The sequence below is a fragment of the Rhodococcus sp. IEGM 1318 genome, assembly GCF_033142465.1.
Lineage (GTDB): Bacteria > Actinomycetota > Actinomycetes > Mycobacteriales > Mycobacteriaceae > Rhodococcus_F > Rhodococcus_F qingshengii_B.
The window spans coordinates 328124-342883 of record NZ_JAWLSC010000003.1 but is presented as its reverse complement, the minus strand read 5'-3'; the positions used below and the strand labels follow the sequence as shown (position 1 = coordinate 342883).

The following is a 14760-nucleotide window of genomic DNA, read 5'->3' as shown; positions in this document are numbered from 1 at the left end:
GTTTTCAGCCTCCGAGCGCTGCGAGGTATTCGCTGTAGAAGAGTGCCAATCCGATTGCCGACGCGATAGCCGCCAGCAACCAGAATCTGATGATCACCGTGGTTTCAGCCCACCCGGCGAGTTCGAAGTGGTGATGGAACGGCGCCATTCGGAACACCCGCCGTCGGCTGGACCGGAATACCGCTACCTGGATCACCACCGACGCGGCCTCCGCGACGAACAGTGCTCCGATGACAACCATCAGCAGTTCCGTGCTGGTGGTGATCGACAGCCCGGCGAGCATGCCGCCGAGGGCAAGAGAACCGGTGTCGCCCATGAAGATCTTGGCGGGTGCGGCGTTCCACCACAGGAACCCGATGCACGCGCCGGCGCCGGCCGCGCAGAGCACCGCTAGATCGAGTGGATCGCGGACGTCGTAGCAACCCTTGCCCGGGTTGGTCTCACACGAGTAGCGGAACTGCCAGAACGTGATAATGACGTAGGCACCGAGAACGAAACTCATCGCTCCGGCGGCCAGACCGTCCAGGCCGTCGGTCAGGTTGACGGCATTGGACCAGGCGCTGACCAGTAGGTAGCAGAACGCGATGAAGACCACGGAACCGAGGGAGACGGTCGCGATGTCACGAACGTACGACAGATGAACACTGCCCGGAGTCAGCCCGTCGTCACCGCGGAACTGAAGGGCCAAGACACCGAAGGCAATAGCTGCGACGAACTGACCGACCAGCTTCGCTGTCTTGTTCAGTCCGAGATTGCGCTGCTTGCGGATCTTGATGAAATCGTCGAGGAAACCGACTCCGCCGAGAGCTGTGGTCAGACCCAGAACGAGGAGTCCGGACGCCGATGGTCCCTCCGCGTTGTCCATGCCGAGACCGATGAGGTGCGAGCCGAGATAGCCGGCCCAGATTCCGGTCAGGATCGCGACGCCGCCCATGGTGGGAGTGCCGCGCTTGGCCTGGTGACTGGCCGGACCTTCGGTTCGGATCTCCTGCCCGAAACCTTGTGTCGAGAACGCCTTGATCAGAATCGGCGTGAGCATGATGGAGACCGCGAGCGCGATGCCTGCGGCGAGAAGAATCTGGATCACTGCGAATCCCCGCTGTTCTCGCCGTCAGTGTTCTCGCCGTCGGCGCCGGGCGTTGCGGCCAGAATCGCTTCGGCGACCGTCCATAGTTCAACCGACTTGGACGCCTTCACCAGCACGAGATCGCCGGGTTCGAGTTCGGCGTCGAGGATGGCAATTGCCGCAGCCGCGTCGGGCACGACGACGGACTCGTCACCCCACGACCCCTCCATCACCGCTCCTTGATGCATCGCACGCGAGGTGCGGCCAGTTCCGACGACGATCAACTTGCTGACGTCGAGCCTGACGGCAAGGCGACCGATCGCGTCGTGCTCGACCACCGACTCCGGCCCGAGTTCACCCATCTCACCGAGCACAGCCCAGCTACGACGCCCGAAGTGCCGATCCGATCGTGCCATGGATACCAACGCTTTGAGGGCGGCGCGCATGGAATCGGGATTGGCGTTGTAACTGTCGTTGACAACGGTGACGCCGTCGGCGCGCTCGGTGACTTCCATCCGCCTCGCGGACGCCGCCTTCGTACCCTCGAGGACACGCGCGATGTCCGCAACCGCGAGGCCGTTCTCGAGTGCGACAGCCGCAGCGGCAAGAGCATTGCTCACGTGATGTTCGCCGTGGACGGCCAGGCGAATGCGCGCCGAACCCTGCGAACAGTTCAGTGTGAAGGAAGCCCGAGCCTGATCGTCTACGACCACGTCGGTCGCCCGAACGTCGCAGTCTTCCGACTGGCCGACGAATACGATCCGGGCTCCGGTCCGGCTCGCCATTGCGGCGACCATGCGGTCGTCGGCGTTGAGGACCGCGACTCCACCGTCGGCTGCCGACGGGAGTGCTTCCACCAGTTCACCTTTGGCGACAGCGATCGCTTCGCGCGAACCGAATTCACCGAGGTGCGCGGTACCGACATTGAGAACGACGCCGATCTTCGGCGGAGCAATCTTGGTCAGCTCGCCGACGTGGCCGACCCCGCGTGCCGACATCTCGAGGACCAGGAAGCGAGTCTTCGCGTCCGCACGGAGGACCGTCCACGGCAAACCCAGTTCGTTGTTGAACGATCCGGGCGGCGCAACAACCTCACCGCGTTCGCGCAACAGCGCTGCAATCAGGTCCTTGGTCGAGGTCTTGCCCGCAGAACCGGTGACACCGACGAGCGTCAGTCCACCATCAGATGCTGTTCCATCAGTTGCCAGTTCGTCGACAACTGCTCGAGCCAAAAGACCGAGGGCGTGCAGGACTGCGGCCCCGGATCCGTCGGTGTCGTGTTCGAGCAGCATCACCGCACTGGGACCGTCGTTCGGCACCGAAGGAACGACGATCGCCGGCACTCCGACCGGCCGCGCCGCGAGTACCGCGACGGCGCCTGCCGCCACCGCAGCTTCCGCGTGATCATGGCCGTCGACACGCGCGCCGGGTAGTGCGAGGAAAAGCCCACCTGGACCGACCTTGCGCGAATCGAATTCGACGGTTCCAGTCACCTGCGTCGACGAATCGTCGACGTCGTGCAGGGTTCCTCCGACGATCTCGGCGATCCGAGAGAGCGTCATCGGGATCATTACTTGCCTCCATGTGCTGTGTTGATCGCGAATCGGCCGATCATTTCGCCCAACACCTCGCGGTCGTCGAACGGGTGCTTGACCCCGTCGATTTCTTGACCTACCTCGTGGCCTTTGCCTGCTACCAGGACGACATCTCCTGGCTGTGCCCACCGGACCGCTTGCTCGATCGCGGTGGCCCGGTCCCCCACTTCACGAACCTCGCCGCGTTCGGATTCAGGCACGTCCATGGCGCCTTGCATCACCGAAGCACGAATCTTCGCCGGATCCTCGGTACGTGGGTTGTCGTCGGTGACGAGCAGCAGGTCTGCACCTCGCGCACCCGCTTCGCCCATGAGAGTCCGTTTGCCGGCGTCGCGATCCCCGCCCGCGCCGACCACCACCGCAACTCGGCCGGGAACCTGGTTGCGCAGCGTGGCGATCACGGCTTCGAGCGCTGCCGGCTTGTGCGCGTAGTCGACCACAGCGAGAAAGCTCTGTCCACGGTCGATCCGCTGAACTCGTCCGGGGACATCCACAGTGCCGAGCGCTCGAACAGCGGCGTCCGGGTCGAGGCCGGCAGCAAAACTGACGGTCAACGCCAGCGCAGCGTTGGCCACGTTGTATCGACCGGGGAGGCGAAGCGAGACCGGCCATGTTTGTCCGTCTGGCCCGACCAACTCGAAAGTCTGTGAGCCGTCCTCGGCAACCTCGACCACACCGACCTTCCATTCGGCCTCGGCCGTCGAGGTCGAGACCGTGGTCACTGCATCGCTCTCGTCGATCGCAGCCAACTCGGCCATCCGTCGACCCCATACGTCGTCGACGCAGACGACGGCATGCTCGGCTCGCACCGTCGACTCGGGATCGAACAACCGAGCCTTGGCCTGGAAGTACTCCTCGAAGTCCCGATGGAAATCGAGGTGGTCCTGCGAAAGGTTGGTGAAAGCGCCGATGTCGAAGCGGATGCCGTCGACGCGTCCGAGAGCGAGCGCATGACTGGACACCTCCATGACGACGGTGTCGATCCCCTGCTCCGCCATCACGGCGAACAGAGCATGCAGTTGCGGAGCTTCCGGCGTGGTCAGCGCGCTGGGGACCCGGCGGCCGTCGATGCGAGTTTCGATGGTGCCCACCAGGCCGGGCTTGCGGCCGGCTCCGGCAATCGCTGCTTCGAGCAGGTACGACGTCGTTGTCTTGCCGGACGTGCCGGTGATGCCGACGACCTGCATCTTCTCTGAAGGTCGGCCGTAGATTTCCGCTGAGATCTCGCCGAGCACGTCCCGCGGATTCGGATGAACCAGAACCGGAACGGGACGGTCGGGCGCCTTGTCAGCGGCCTCGATCAATTCCAGGCCGGCCTCGTCGGTCAAGATCGCGGTCGCACCGCGCCCCAGAGCGTCGACGGCGAACTGAGCGCCGTGCGTCCTGGCACCGGGCAGAGCAGCGAAGAGGTCGTCGGTAACGATTCCCTGCGCACGCAGGTCGACGCCCTTGACGACCACCTCCGGCGACTGTGATCCCGGTTGTCCGACCCATTCGAGGCGAGCCCCGGACAGTTCGGACAGCGCCGTGACCGCGGTAGCAACCGGTTGTGTCGGACGCGTCCCGGGAGCGCCGTCCGAGTTCGACGATTGCAAACGATTCGGCACTGTCACTCGACTCCTGGGAATTGTCGTTGGTCTATCGCGGTCGTTGGTCTGTCGTCGGTCTATGGCGATCGCAGCGCAAGCAAGGTTCGGCGCACTGCAATGAAAGAGATTACTGCGGCGTTTGAGATTACCGTGTCCGGAATTAACCCGAAGACCGTGTCGAACCCCACACCCGCAATCAGTCCGCCTGCAACACCAACTTGCGACCGGGATCCGGCGACATCGGAACACTGTCACGCTGCAACATCCACGAGGCGATGTTGTGGAACAACGGCGCTGCCGATTGACCGCCGCCGCCGTCCACGCCGCGAACCGGGGCGTCGAGCATGATTCCGATCACGAATCGAGGGTTGTCCGCGGGCGCGATGCCCGCGAACGTAATCCAGTAGTTGGAGTTGGAGTAGCACTTGCACGCCGGATCCACCTGCTGCGCGGTGCCCGTCTTGCCGCTGACCTGATATCCCTCGACGCCCGCGGCAACACCGGTTCCTCGTTGATTACCCGTGTCTTCCTGGGTGACCGATCGGAACATGTCCCGAACCGTCGCGGCTGTCTGGGCGCTGACCACCTCGACGCCCTCGGGTTGCGGCGTCTCGGTTCGAGCACCGGAAGAATCGACAGTCGACTTCACGATCCGCGGAGGAATTCGCACGCCGTCGTTGGCAATAGCCTGGTACATCCCCGTCATCTGCAGGGTTGTCATCGAAAGGCCCTGCCCGATCGGCAAGTTCGCGAAGGTTCCGCCGGACCACTGGTCGCGGCTCGGAACGCTGCCCGCGCTCTCGCCGGGAAGTCCGACGTCGGTGCGTTGTCCGAGGCCGAACCTGTTCAGCATGTCTGCGTAGCGATCCTCGCCCACTCGCTGAGCGAGCATCAAGGTGCCGACGTTCGAGGACTTTCCGAACACACCGGTAGAGGTATACGGGGCCACACCGTGATCCCACGCGTCCTTGACTGTGGCACCGGACATCGTGATGCTGCCCGGGACCTGCAGAACTTCGTCCGGAGTTGTCTTACCGTCCTCGATAGCCGCTGCAGCGGTGACGATCTTGTTCACCGATCCGGGCTCGAACGGCGTACTGACCGACGGATTGCCCATTTCGGCTGTCGGCGCGTTCTTGTCGATGCCGATCGCGGGGTTGAAGGTGCTGTCGTTGGACATGGCCAACACCTGCCCCGTCTTGGAGTCCATGACCACAACCGAAGCGTTCTTTGCGCCCGACTTGTCCTTGGCGATCTGAACCTGCTGCTGAACGTAGAACTGGAGGTCCGAATCGATGGTCAGTTCGACGCCCGACCCGTTGACTGCCGGTTGCTTGTCACGCCAGCTACCGGGGATCACAGCGCCGTCGGAACCGCGGTCGTACGTTTCGGATCCATCGGTTCCGGCGAGCGTGGAGTCCATCGAATCTTCGAGGCCGAGCAAACCGTGCCCGTCCCAGCCGGTCGCGCCGACGAGATTCGCGGCCAGAGAGCCACCGGGGTACTCGCGGATGTCCTGTCGCTCGAGGCCGACCTCCCGGAACTTGTCCGAGATCTCGGCAGCAACAGCCGGATCCACGCTGCGTGCGAGGTACGTGAAAGTCTCGTTGCTGTTCATCTTCTGAAGCAGATCTTTTTCCGGAACGGTATCGCCGAGCTTGGCGTGGATTCCGGCGGCGATCTCGGCGAGGCGATCGCTCACTTCCGGCGCCTGCTTGTCGCCCTCGGCGCCCTGCTCGAGGCTCTTGGCGCGCGCTTCCTCGAGTTCCTTGCGTACCCGCACCGGCTGGAAGGTCAGCGCCTTGGCTTCCATGGTGAATGCGAGAGGATTTCCGTTGCGGTCGGTAATCGAGCCACGTACGGCCGGATCGACCTGCGTCGTGGTTCGTTGATTCGCGGACTCCGCCGCCAGGCTCGGCGCGTCGATGCCCTGAATCCACAAGAGCTGCAATGCCGCAACGGCGAGCGCACCACACATCGTGATACGACCGACTCGCTGGCGAAACGGGAAGGAAGCGGTCGCCGAGCGGCGCGGACGCCGACCGGGGTTGTTACGGGAGTTCTGACTCACCGACGTTCCTCAGGCGGAGCAGGCACCGCCGTCGTGGTGGCGGGTGCTGTCGTCGTGGGGATCACAGGAACCAATTGTTCACTCTGCGCGAGGTTTCGCGTGTTATTGGGAACGCTCGGCGTGGCTCCGGGAACAACCGGCGTCGTAGTACGCGGTGGCGTCGCGGTCGGAGCGGGGACCGACGTGGGCGCATCGAGCGGCGGCATCGCTCCGGCAGTCGCGGGAGTCGGCGTTCCGACGACCTCGACCGAACCATCCGGATGCACCACCAGGCGTGCAGGATCCTTGGCCGGCACCATGCCGAGAGCGCTTGCCTGATTTGCCAACTCCGGAGCCGAGTTACGCGACTGGAAGTCACGTTCGAGCGCTGCTTTCTGCTCGACCAAAGACTGGTTATAGGCACGCGCATCACTGAGTTGGTACGAATCTTCGGCAGCGCGAGTGGTCAGCAGCAGTGTTACCGCAAGACCGATCGACAGAAGTCCGATGACGGAGGCCACGAACGGTACTCGTCCCTTGAGCATCGCCCGAGGAGAGATCGACGGGCCGGCAGCAGCGGCAGTTCCGGTCCGACCAGCCGCCCGCGCGGTGCGCTTCTCGTATGCGCGTTGCGCTGCACCGGATTTACCCTGACCACTCATGCTCGCCTCCTGGAAATGCGTTCTGCGGCACGCAAACGCACCGGAGCTGATCGTGGGTTCTCTTCGATTTCCTGCTCGGACGCACGTTCTGCGCCACGGGTGAGAATGCGGAACTCCGGGCCCATTCCCGGCAACTCGACCGGCAGACCTTCAGGACTGGTGGACTTGGAGCGGGGAACCAACTCCGCCTTCACAACTCGATCCTCGAGCGACTGGTAGGACATGAACACCACTCGTCCACCGACTGCCAGTGCGTCGAGCCCGGCAGGCACCGCTGCACGAAGCGAATCCAACTCGGCATTGACTTCGATCCGCAGCGCTTGGAAGGTGCGCTTGGCCGGGTGTCCACCGGTCCGTCGCGTGGCTGCGGGAATTGTCCGGTACAGCAATTCAACCAGAGCTGCACTGGTAGTGAAAGGTTCACGCTCACGCTGCCGAAGGACCTCGGACGCAATCTTTCCGGCGAATCTCTCTTCGCCGTACGTGCTCAGAATGCGAGCAAGGTCGCCGTGGCTGTAGGTGTTGAGAACCTCTGCCGCGGTCAGCCCGACCGTCTGATCCATTCGCATGTCGAGAGGTGCGTCGATCGAGTATGCAAAACCTCGGTCGGCTTCGTCCAACTGCATCGACGACACACCCAGATCGAAGAGGATCGCGTGAACCGACTCCGTTGACGGCAGACCGGCCTGTTCGAGCGCGTCTTCGATCCCGTCATACGTGGTGTGCACGAACGTGGTTCGGTCTGCGAAGGGTGCCAGACGCTCGGAAGCGATACGGAGTGCATTGGTGTCGCGGTCGAGACCGATGAGATGAAGGCCCGGGTACTTGCCGAGGAAGAATTCGGAGTGGCCGCCGAGCCCCAACGTCGCATCGATCATGTAGGCGCCCGCACCACCGTCACCGACGGCTGTGATGGCAGAGCCGAGAAGATCGTCGGCGCGATGCAGAAGTACTGGGACGTGGGCGAAGCCATCGGCATCCGAGGGTTCGTTCACCTCGTGATCCACCATGATTGCTCCGGCTCCTACTTTCATGATTTCCGATGACTTTTCGAAAAGTTGCTAACTTTCCGAGAAGGCGATGACTGTTCGAGAAGGCGAATGCTTCGAGGTCCCTGCCCGAAGGAGAACCTGGCGCTGGGGAAGTGCGTCAGGGTCTTTCCGGGCAGAGGCCTCGCGGCATTCGCCGGGGGCTCTTCGCCTAGACGATCTCGCTGAGAGATTCGCCTGTTGCCTGCGAATAGTCCTCTTCGTTGTCTCCGAGATACCTCTCCCAGGCTGCTAGATCCCAGATCTCGAGGTAATCGACGGAGCCGGTCACTACGCATTCCTTCGACAGGTTTGCGTAACGCCGATGATCAGCCGAGAGGGTGATTCGCCCCTGGGCATCGGCGTGCTGTTCATCTGTGCCGGCGGCCAGGGCACGTACATACGCCCGAGCTGCCGGATCATTGCGTGGAGCTGCCGCTGCCTTTCGAGCGAGCTTGACGAACTCGTCCCGGGGGTAGATGGCGAGGCTGTGATCTTGACTCTTGGTGATCATCAATCCTCCTGCCAGTTCGTCTCGGAACTTTGCCGGCAACGTGAGCCGACCTTTGTCGTCCAGCTTCGGCGTGAAGGTACCGAGGAACACTCGACACCTCCTGCGAGCTTGCGCTGAAACCCTCCCTATCGAGCGGATCGTGCTTCAGCTCTCCGCCCGAACCCACAGTACCCCACTTTCCCCCACAAACAAGGAGCACATGGTCCCTATTCAGCATCATTTGCTGACAAATAGCAGGTCAGTGCAGGTGGGGAGACGTGGGGGAAATTTGCAACCGTGTCCCGGCCCACACCACCGTCATATCGACCCGTCACGCCACGACTTGTCGCTCCCCCAGACAAAATGGCAGTACAAGCACGGTTTTCGAATAGACGTGAGCTGGACGAGGTCTGGTCGAGCATTGCAGTTCGGCCAGGGTGGAGGAAAGTGGAGGACCGGGTGGAGCGAAGTGGAGGAAGCCCGTGGGCATGCCTACGGGCGGCCAGGGTGGCACGTGATTCGCTCGCGCGTCACTGATTCGCCGGTAACCCCGCCAGCGCACACGACAACACCCACACCAACGCGTGTGGCGGTCGGCAACCTTGGTTGCCGACCGCCACACGTGTGGTCGTTCGTGCCCTGCAAAGGGCGTCATGTCCGAACTGCATCACTCTCGAAGTACGCCCCAAAAAAGGGCGGGAGAGCTAGTCCTGCTCGAACCTGCGTTTGAATCGATCTTCCATCCGCGACGAGAATCCGCCGCCGGATTTCCGGCCGCGTCCTCGTCCGGAACCACCCCTGCCCGGCGGACCGGACGGATGATTGCCGCCTTCTGAAGCGGGGTCGGCAGCTGCTGCGGACTTACGTCCACCACCCCAGAGGAACAACACCCCTGCGCCGAACATGAACAAGAAACCGAACAGGCTGATGATCGGAAAACCGCCCGGCTTGAGCGGGAGGGCAACCCCCGCGATCAGCAGGACCAGACCCAGCACGAATAGAGCCGCTGCTTGGAATCGCCGTCTGCTCGACGGCGCCCGCATACGGCCGCCCCTCACATTGGAGGCGAACTTGGGGTCTTCGGCATAGAGAGCGCTCTCGATCTGATCGAGCATGCGCTGCTCGTGCTCGGAGAGTGGCACGGTACCTCCCCCGGCACTGGAAGTTTGGCAACCACCTCACGGTGTGAGGCGGCGGGTAATCAACTTGAACGATTACCTGTTTTCATAATACGAGCAGTTTAGGTCTCGGACCACCAACTCCGGGTACGAGTTCCGCCACAAGCGTACGTATTCGTGCCAAAGGGCCCCGATTCGGCTCCATTTGCCCGCGCGGACCAGGAATTTCCCCGGAAATGACTGCCGCGACGGACCATTTGTTCACGACGCTTGCAAATGCGCGGACGTGTCCTGACCGATGAAATCTTCGACTGCTGTGAGAAAACGACCGACCTCGGCAAAAAATGCGTCGGAATCGGAGTCTGTGATGACGATCGACACACCGGTTTCCACGGCCGCACGCGTAGCGGACCACCCCGCGAAGAACTTCGACCACGCACCGAACGCGGGCGCTGCGGCGTCCATCAGGACCCACGCGTTTCCGGTTCGCTTACGCTTCGAGCCGGCACCGGCGGGAGCCGCCGCCAACACCGCCCCGGCACCACGCAACGCCGCCAGGTAAGCACACCGGAACCGGTCAGCAGGATCGCCTGCCCCTATCGCTTCCTCCAGAAGCGCATCCGCCTTCCGAAGCAGTCCCCATGCCACACCAGACTTTCCCACTTGAACACTGCGGTGGCTGGTGGCCGTCGCACCGAACGACCGCCGCGCCGACATCGGCAATCGAGAGATTGCGGCATCCGACGGACTCGACAACTCGGCAGGCAGAGTTCGTACGGATTTCACACGTTCAGGCTTCACACGCTCGGACATCGGGGCACCTCCTGCACCGTAAGGATCCAAGGCCGGGTGGGCCGGAGATGCCCGCTTCCCTTCGGGCATCTCCGGATCACCCACATCGAACATCTGTTCGACCTATTCAATATAACTGCACCCACCGACACGCCGTCAAGAGAAGAGGTGAGACCGGTCGACCCGCAGATCGCCTGGACACCACATACGGTCGACCTCGACCGCGAAGAATTCGCGAATCGACTCCACGAGGCACTGGCCGTGTACGTCACAGCGATGGACTATCCGCGAGGAACCGAGTTCCATCGCGCACCGATGTGGCAGGAGCATGCGAACCGGCCTGGCTGGAAAGCCGTCGGCGCATTGGCAGTTCCCCAGCAACCGTCGCACGAAAATCTGCCACTGGTGGGGATCGCTTACGGGTATCGCGGGAGCCCGGACCAGTGGTGGCATCAGCAGGTACTGCACGGGCTGCGGCGCTCGGGTCGCCCCCAGAGCGAGATCGATGCGATTCTGAGTGACTACTTCGAACTCACCGAACTTCACGTGCATCCGAACGGACAAGGGCACCGGTTGGGCGAATCGCTCTTGCGCCACCTCCTCGCCGATCGACCCGAACGCAGTGTTCTGTTGTCGACCCCCGAGGTATACGACGAGGACAACCGTGCCTGGCGGCTGTACCGTCGCCTCGGATTTCGTGACGTGCTCCGCAGATTTCGTTTTGCCGGCGACAACCGACCGTTCGCGGTCCTCGGGCGCGGACTGCCGCTGTGAGCGCGCTTCTCGACGCCGTCGTCGTCGGCTCCGGACACAACGCGCTCGTTTCGGCCGCCTACCTCGCACGCGAGGGTTGGTCGGTCGAGGTGCTCGAGAGGGACACGGTTCTCGGCGGCGCCGTCTCGACCGTCGAGCGATTTCCCGGATACAAGGTGGACCGGGGGTCGTCGGCGCACCTCATGATTCGGCACAGCGGCATCATCGAGGAACTCGGACTCGGCGCGCACGGACTGCGCTACATCGACTGTGACCCGTGGGCGTTCGCCCCGCCCGCCCCGGGCACCGACGGGCCGGGCATCGTGTTTCACCGCGACCTCGACGCAACCTGCCTGTCCATCGAACGAGCTTGCGGGACAAAGGACGCCGACTCTTATCTGCGGTTCGTCGCAGTCTGGTCGGAGCGCAGTCAACATGTCATGAAAGCGTTTTCGGCGCCACCCACCGGATCGAACCTGATCGGTGCGTTCGGGGGTCTCGCCACCGCACGCGGCAACAGCGAACTCTCGCGGCAGTTCCTCGCGCCTGGCGACGCACTGCTGGACGAGTATTTCGACAGCGAGGAACTCAAAGCTGCGTTGGCGTGGTTCGGTGCCCAGTCCGGGCCTCCGATGTCGGAACCGGGAACCGCTCCGATGGTCGGCTTCGCTGCACTCATGCACGTCTTGCCCCCCGGGCGGGCAGTCGGCGGGAGCGGCGCGCTGAGCGCTGCGTTGGCCTCCCGCATGGCTGTCGACGGCGCCGCCATCTCACTCGGCGACGGTGTGGCGTCGATCCGCCCTGACTCGAATCACTGGACCGTCACGACCGAGAACGGTCGAGAGGTTCAGGCTCGCAAGGTAATTGCCGGGTGCCACATCCTCACCACGCTCGAACTCCTGGGCCGCGGCGGCTTCGACGGCGAGACGCTCGAACGATGGCGTCGCCGCATCAGGGTAGGCCCCGGTATCGGCGCGGTACTGCGACTGGCAACATCTGCGCTTCCGTCCTACCGCGGCGACGCCACGACGCAGGAAAGCACGTCGGGATTGCAATTGCTGGTTTCCGATCGCGCCCACTTGCGCGCTGCACACGGCGCAGCGCTGGCGGGGGAACTTCCTCCTCGCCCTGCGGTTCTCGGAATGAGTTTCAGCGGAATCGATCCCACGATCTCCCCGGCCGGTCGACATCAGGTGACGCTGTGGTCGCAGTGGCAACCGTATCGCCTCAGCGGACATCGTGATTGGGCGTCGGTCGCGGCGGCGGAGGCCGATCGGATCGTCGGCGAGATGGAGGCCGTCGCGCCCGGATTCGCTGATTCCATCCTCGACCGGTTCATTCAGACTCCCCGCGACATCGAGTCGGAATTGGGGATGATCGGCGGAAATGTCATGCACGTCGAGATGTCACTGGATCAGATGATGTTGTGGCGACCGCTTCCGGAACTGTCCGGACATCGCGTTCCGGGAGCAGACGGGTTGTATCTGACCGGTGCGTCGACGCATCCCGGTGGTGGTGTGTCCGGAGCCAGTGGTCGCAGTGCCGCTCGAATCGCACTGTCCGACAGCCGCCGGGGTGCGACTGGTCGTTGGATGCTTCGTTCGAGCAGGTCGTAAAGGTCACCCGCCGAACTTCACCCGCCGACACGCCCCCGCCTCGATGACTGGCTACGCCACGGCTGGCACGATGGCCAGTGTGCAACAGTCCACCGATCCCGCCGCCAAGCCGACCAGTCGGAAACGCTTCCTGACGGTTGCCGCGCTCGCCCTGATGTTGGTTCCCTTGCTGGCCGGGTGCATCCGCGTGCAGGTGTCGATGGGCGTGTCCGCGAACGATCGTGTGTCGGGTCAGGTGGTCGCCGCCGCGATACCTGCGGACGAGGCAGACAAGGGTCCCCAGCTGACCCCGCCTTCCTCACTGGAGGACAAGGTACGGGTCCAGGAGTACAAGAAGGACGGGTACGTCGGCAGTCAGGCGTTCTTCAGCGATTTGTCTTTCGGTGACGTCGCCCAGCTGAGTTCGATGTACGCCGAGGGATCCGGCTCGTTCCAGATCACCCTCAAGCGCTCGGGAGACACCGTCACGCTCGACGGCAAGGTAGACCTGAAGACGTTGCCGGCCCAGGGCGCTGACGTCCAGGTCAGCATCGCATTCCCGGCACGGGTGGGCACCACGAACGGAACCCGAGACGGTGATTCCCGGGTGTCGTGGACGTTGCCTGCCGGTGAGGTGTCGACGATGCGTGCCGAGGTCAACTATGCGGATCCCAGCACTCGCAGCTTCGCCGGTTGGGCCGGCATCATGGCCGGACTGACGCTCGGGGTCGCAATCGTCGTCGGCGCGCTGGCCTGGATGGCGCGCAATCGCGCACCGGTCAAGCGTGCACCCGCGTCGAAAGCACCGGCTATGAAGACGCCTGTCACAAAGTCACCGGTCACGAAGCAAGCTGACACCAAGAATCCGAGAAACACCACAAAGTAGCGCCTGGCAGTTGCGCACTCGATTGTTGTCGAGCGAGGCAACCGAAGATCAGACCGCTTGCGCTGTCCCGACCGAGGTGTCGGGGGTCAGACCGAGGCGCTCGAGGACCTCACTCGTTGCACGCGCGAAGTTCAACGTGATGAAGTGCAAGCACGGAGCGCCTTCGGCGATCAACCGCTCACCCATCCCGGTGGCCAGATCGATGCCGAGTTCACGAACCGCTGCACGGTTCTCTTCCGGACCGCTTCCGGCCGCGGCATCGAATCGACGTTCGAGGGCGGGAGGCAGAGACGAGCCCGACAGTTCGAGCATGCGCCTCACCGAACGCAGCGAGGTCACCGGCATGATCTCCGGGATGATCGGCTTGGCGCCCTGTTCTGCGTCGTACGCGCTCACCCGGTCACGAAGACGCAGGTAGTCCTCCACGTCGAAAAACATCTGCGTGATCGAGTACTCCGCGCCGGCACGCAGCTTCGACACCAGGTACTTCGTGTCGTATGCCAAGTCCGGAGCGCGGTAGTGGCCCTCGGGGAACGACGCGACACCCACGTGGAAGTCGCCCAGGTCACGGACCATCCGCACGAGTTCCTCGGCGTACTCGACGCCTTCGGGATGCTTCTTCCACTCGCCGAGCGGATCGCCGGGCGGATCGCCGCGCAACACGAGGATGTTGCTGATCCCACGATCGGCGTAAGCACCGACCATGGCACGAAGTTCTTCGGTGCTGTGCGACACCGCAGTCAGGTGAGCAACCGGCAGCAGGGTCGTCTCTTCGGCCAGTTCACCGGTGACGCGTACCGTCCGATCGCGCGTCGACCCGCCTGCGCCGTACGTCATCGAGACGAATGCCGGTGCGAGCCGTTCGAAGGTACGCACCGCACGCCACAGGCGAGCTTCGGCGTCGGCGTCGCGCGGCGGCGAAAACTCGACCGAGAACGGAATGCGGCTACCTGTCGAGGAAGCGATCCGATCGACGATCGACGGTGTTCGGGTGGCCCACCCCTCGCTGGAGCGGCCCCTGACTGGATCGAATGTCACCGGTCAAGCATATGTTTTCCAGCCGCAAACAAGCTCATCGCCCAGGGCTGCGCATCCCGTATGTCAGGATCACGCAGTTCACGGCCCGACCCGCC

13 protein-coding genes are annotated in these 14760 nt (G+C 63.5%); 3 read left to right on the top strand and 10 right to left on the bottom strand.

Going from position 1 to position 14760, the window contains the following annotated elements; all coding sequences use genetic code 11:
• Nucleotides 1-4: 4 nt before the first annotated feature.
• The 9 genes from mraY to R4P65_RS09865 form a co-directional block, all read right to left on the bottom strand.
• The gene (gene mraY, locus R4P65_RS09905) at nucleotides 5-1087 is read right to left on the bottom strand and encodes a phospho-N-acetylmuramoyl-pentapeptide-transferase (RefSeq protein WP_317826356.1); all 1083 of its coding nucleotides are present in this window, start codon (nucleotides 1085-1087) and stop codon (nucleotides 5-7) included.
• Nucleotides 1084-2637 (bottom strand): UDP-N-acetylmuramoyl-tripeptide--D-alanyl-D-alanine ligase, encoded by a 1554-nt coding sequence (locus tag R4P65_RS09900; RefSeq protein WP_317826355.1) that lies wholly within the window; start codon nucleotides 2635-2637, stop codon nucleotides 1084-1086. The genes mraY and R4P65_RS09900 overlap by 4 nt, the downstream gene beginning before the upstream one ends.
• On the bottom strand, nucleotides 2637-4268 hold the full coding sequence (locus tag R4P65_RS09895) for a UDP-N-acetylmuramoyl-L-alanyl-D-glutamate--2,6-diaminopimelate ligase (RefSeq protein WP_317826354.1): 1632 nt from the start codon (nucleotides 4266-4268) through the stop codon (nucleotides 2637-2639). The genes R4P65_RS09900 and R4P65_RS09895 overlap by 1 nt, the downstream gene beginning before the upstream one ends.
• Nucleotides 4269-4446: 178 nt before the next feature.
• Nucleotides 4447-6321, bottom strand: coding sequence for a penicillin-binding protein 2 (locus tag R4P65_RS09890; protein ID WP_317826353.1), 1875 nt, complete (start codon nucleotides 6319-6321; stop codon nucleotides 4447-4449).
• Nucleotides 6318-6962 carry a hypothetical protein gene (locus R4P65_RS09885; protein ID WP_317826352.1) on the bottom strand — a complete coding sequence of 215 codons (645 nt, stop codon included), beginning with the start codon at nucleotides 6960-6962 and terminating at the stop codon, nucleotides 6318-6320. Before R4P65_RS09885 ends, R4P65_RS09890 begins: the two co-directional genes overlap by 4 nt.
• Entirely contained in the window at nucleotides 6959-7972 is a 1014-nt protein-coding gene (gene rsmH / locus R4P65_RS09880; protein ID WP_317826351.1) for a 16S rRNA (cytosine(1402)-N(4))-methyltransferase RsmH, read from the bottom strand. Before rsmH ends, R4P65_RS09885 begins: the two co-directional genes overlap by 4 nt.
• Nucleotides 7973-8162: 190 nt before the next feature.
• Nucleotides 8163-8594, bottom strand: a complete 432-nt coding sequence (gene mraZ, locus R4P65_RS09875; protein ID WP_003941779.1) for a division/cell wall cluster transcriptional repressor MraZ — start codon at nucleotides 8592-8594, stop codon at nucleotides 8163-8165.
• Nucleotides 8595-9187: 593 nt separating this feature from the next.
• Nucleotides 9188-9625, bottom strand: coding sequence for a DUF3040 domain-containing protein (locus R4P65_RS09870; RefSeq protein WP_230813528.1), 438 nt, complete (start codon nucleotides 9623-9625; stop codon nucleotides 9188-9190).
• 237 nt (nucleotides 9626-9862) lie between these two features.
• Nucleotides 9863-10414, bottom strand: coding sequence for an SAV_6107 family HEPN domain-containing protein (locus R4P65_RS09865; RefSeq protein ID WP_230813530.1), 552 nt, complete (start codon nucleotides 10412-10414; stop codon nucleotides 9863-9865).
• 147 nt (nucleotides 10415-10561) lie between these two features.
• Between R4P65_RS09865 and R4P65_RS09860 the strand changes: the two genes are divergently transcribed.
• From R4P65_RS09860 to R4P65_RS09850, 3 genes are all read left to right on the top strand, one after another.
• The gene (locus R4P65_RS09860; RefSeq protein WP_230813532.1) at nucleotides 10562-11167 is read left to right on the top strand and encodes a GNAT family N-acetyltransferase; all 606 of its coding nucleotides are present in this window, start codon (nucleotides 10562-10564) and stop codon (nucleotides 11165-11167) included.
• Nucleotides 11164-12762, top strand: a complete 1599-nt coding sequence (locus R4P65_RS09855) for an NAD(P)/FAD-dependent oxidoreductase (protein ID WP_317826350.1) — start codon at nucleotides 11164-11166, stop codon at nucleotides 12760-12762. Before R4P65_RS09860 ends, R4P65_RS09855 begins: the two co-directional genes overlap by 4 nt.
• Nucleotides 12763-12832: 70 nt before the next feature.
• Nucleotides 12833-13627 (top strand): LppM family (lipo)protein, encoded by a 795-nt coding sequence (locus tag R4P65_RS09850; protein ID WP_230813535.1) that lies wholly within the window; start codon nucleotides 12833-12835, stop codon nucleotides 13625-13627.
• A gap of 48 nt (nucleotides 13628-13675) precedes the next feature.
• Here R4P65_RS09850 and R4P65_RS09845 read toward each other — a convergent pair whose 3' ends face one another.
• Nucleotides 13676-14665: a methylenetetrahydrofolate reductase gene (locus R4P65_RS09845; protein ID WP_317826349.1), complete on the bottom strand. Its 990-nt coding sequence runs from the start codon at nucleotides 14663-14665 to the stop codon at nucleotides 13676-13678.
• Nucleotides 14666-14760: the final 95 nt, after the last annotated feature.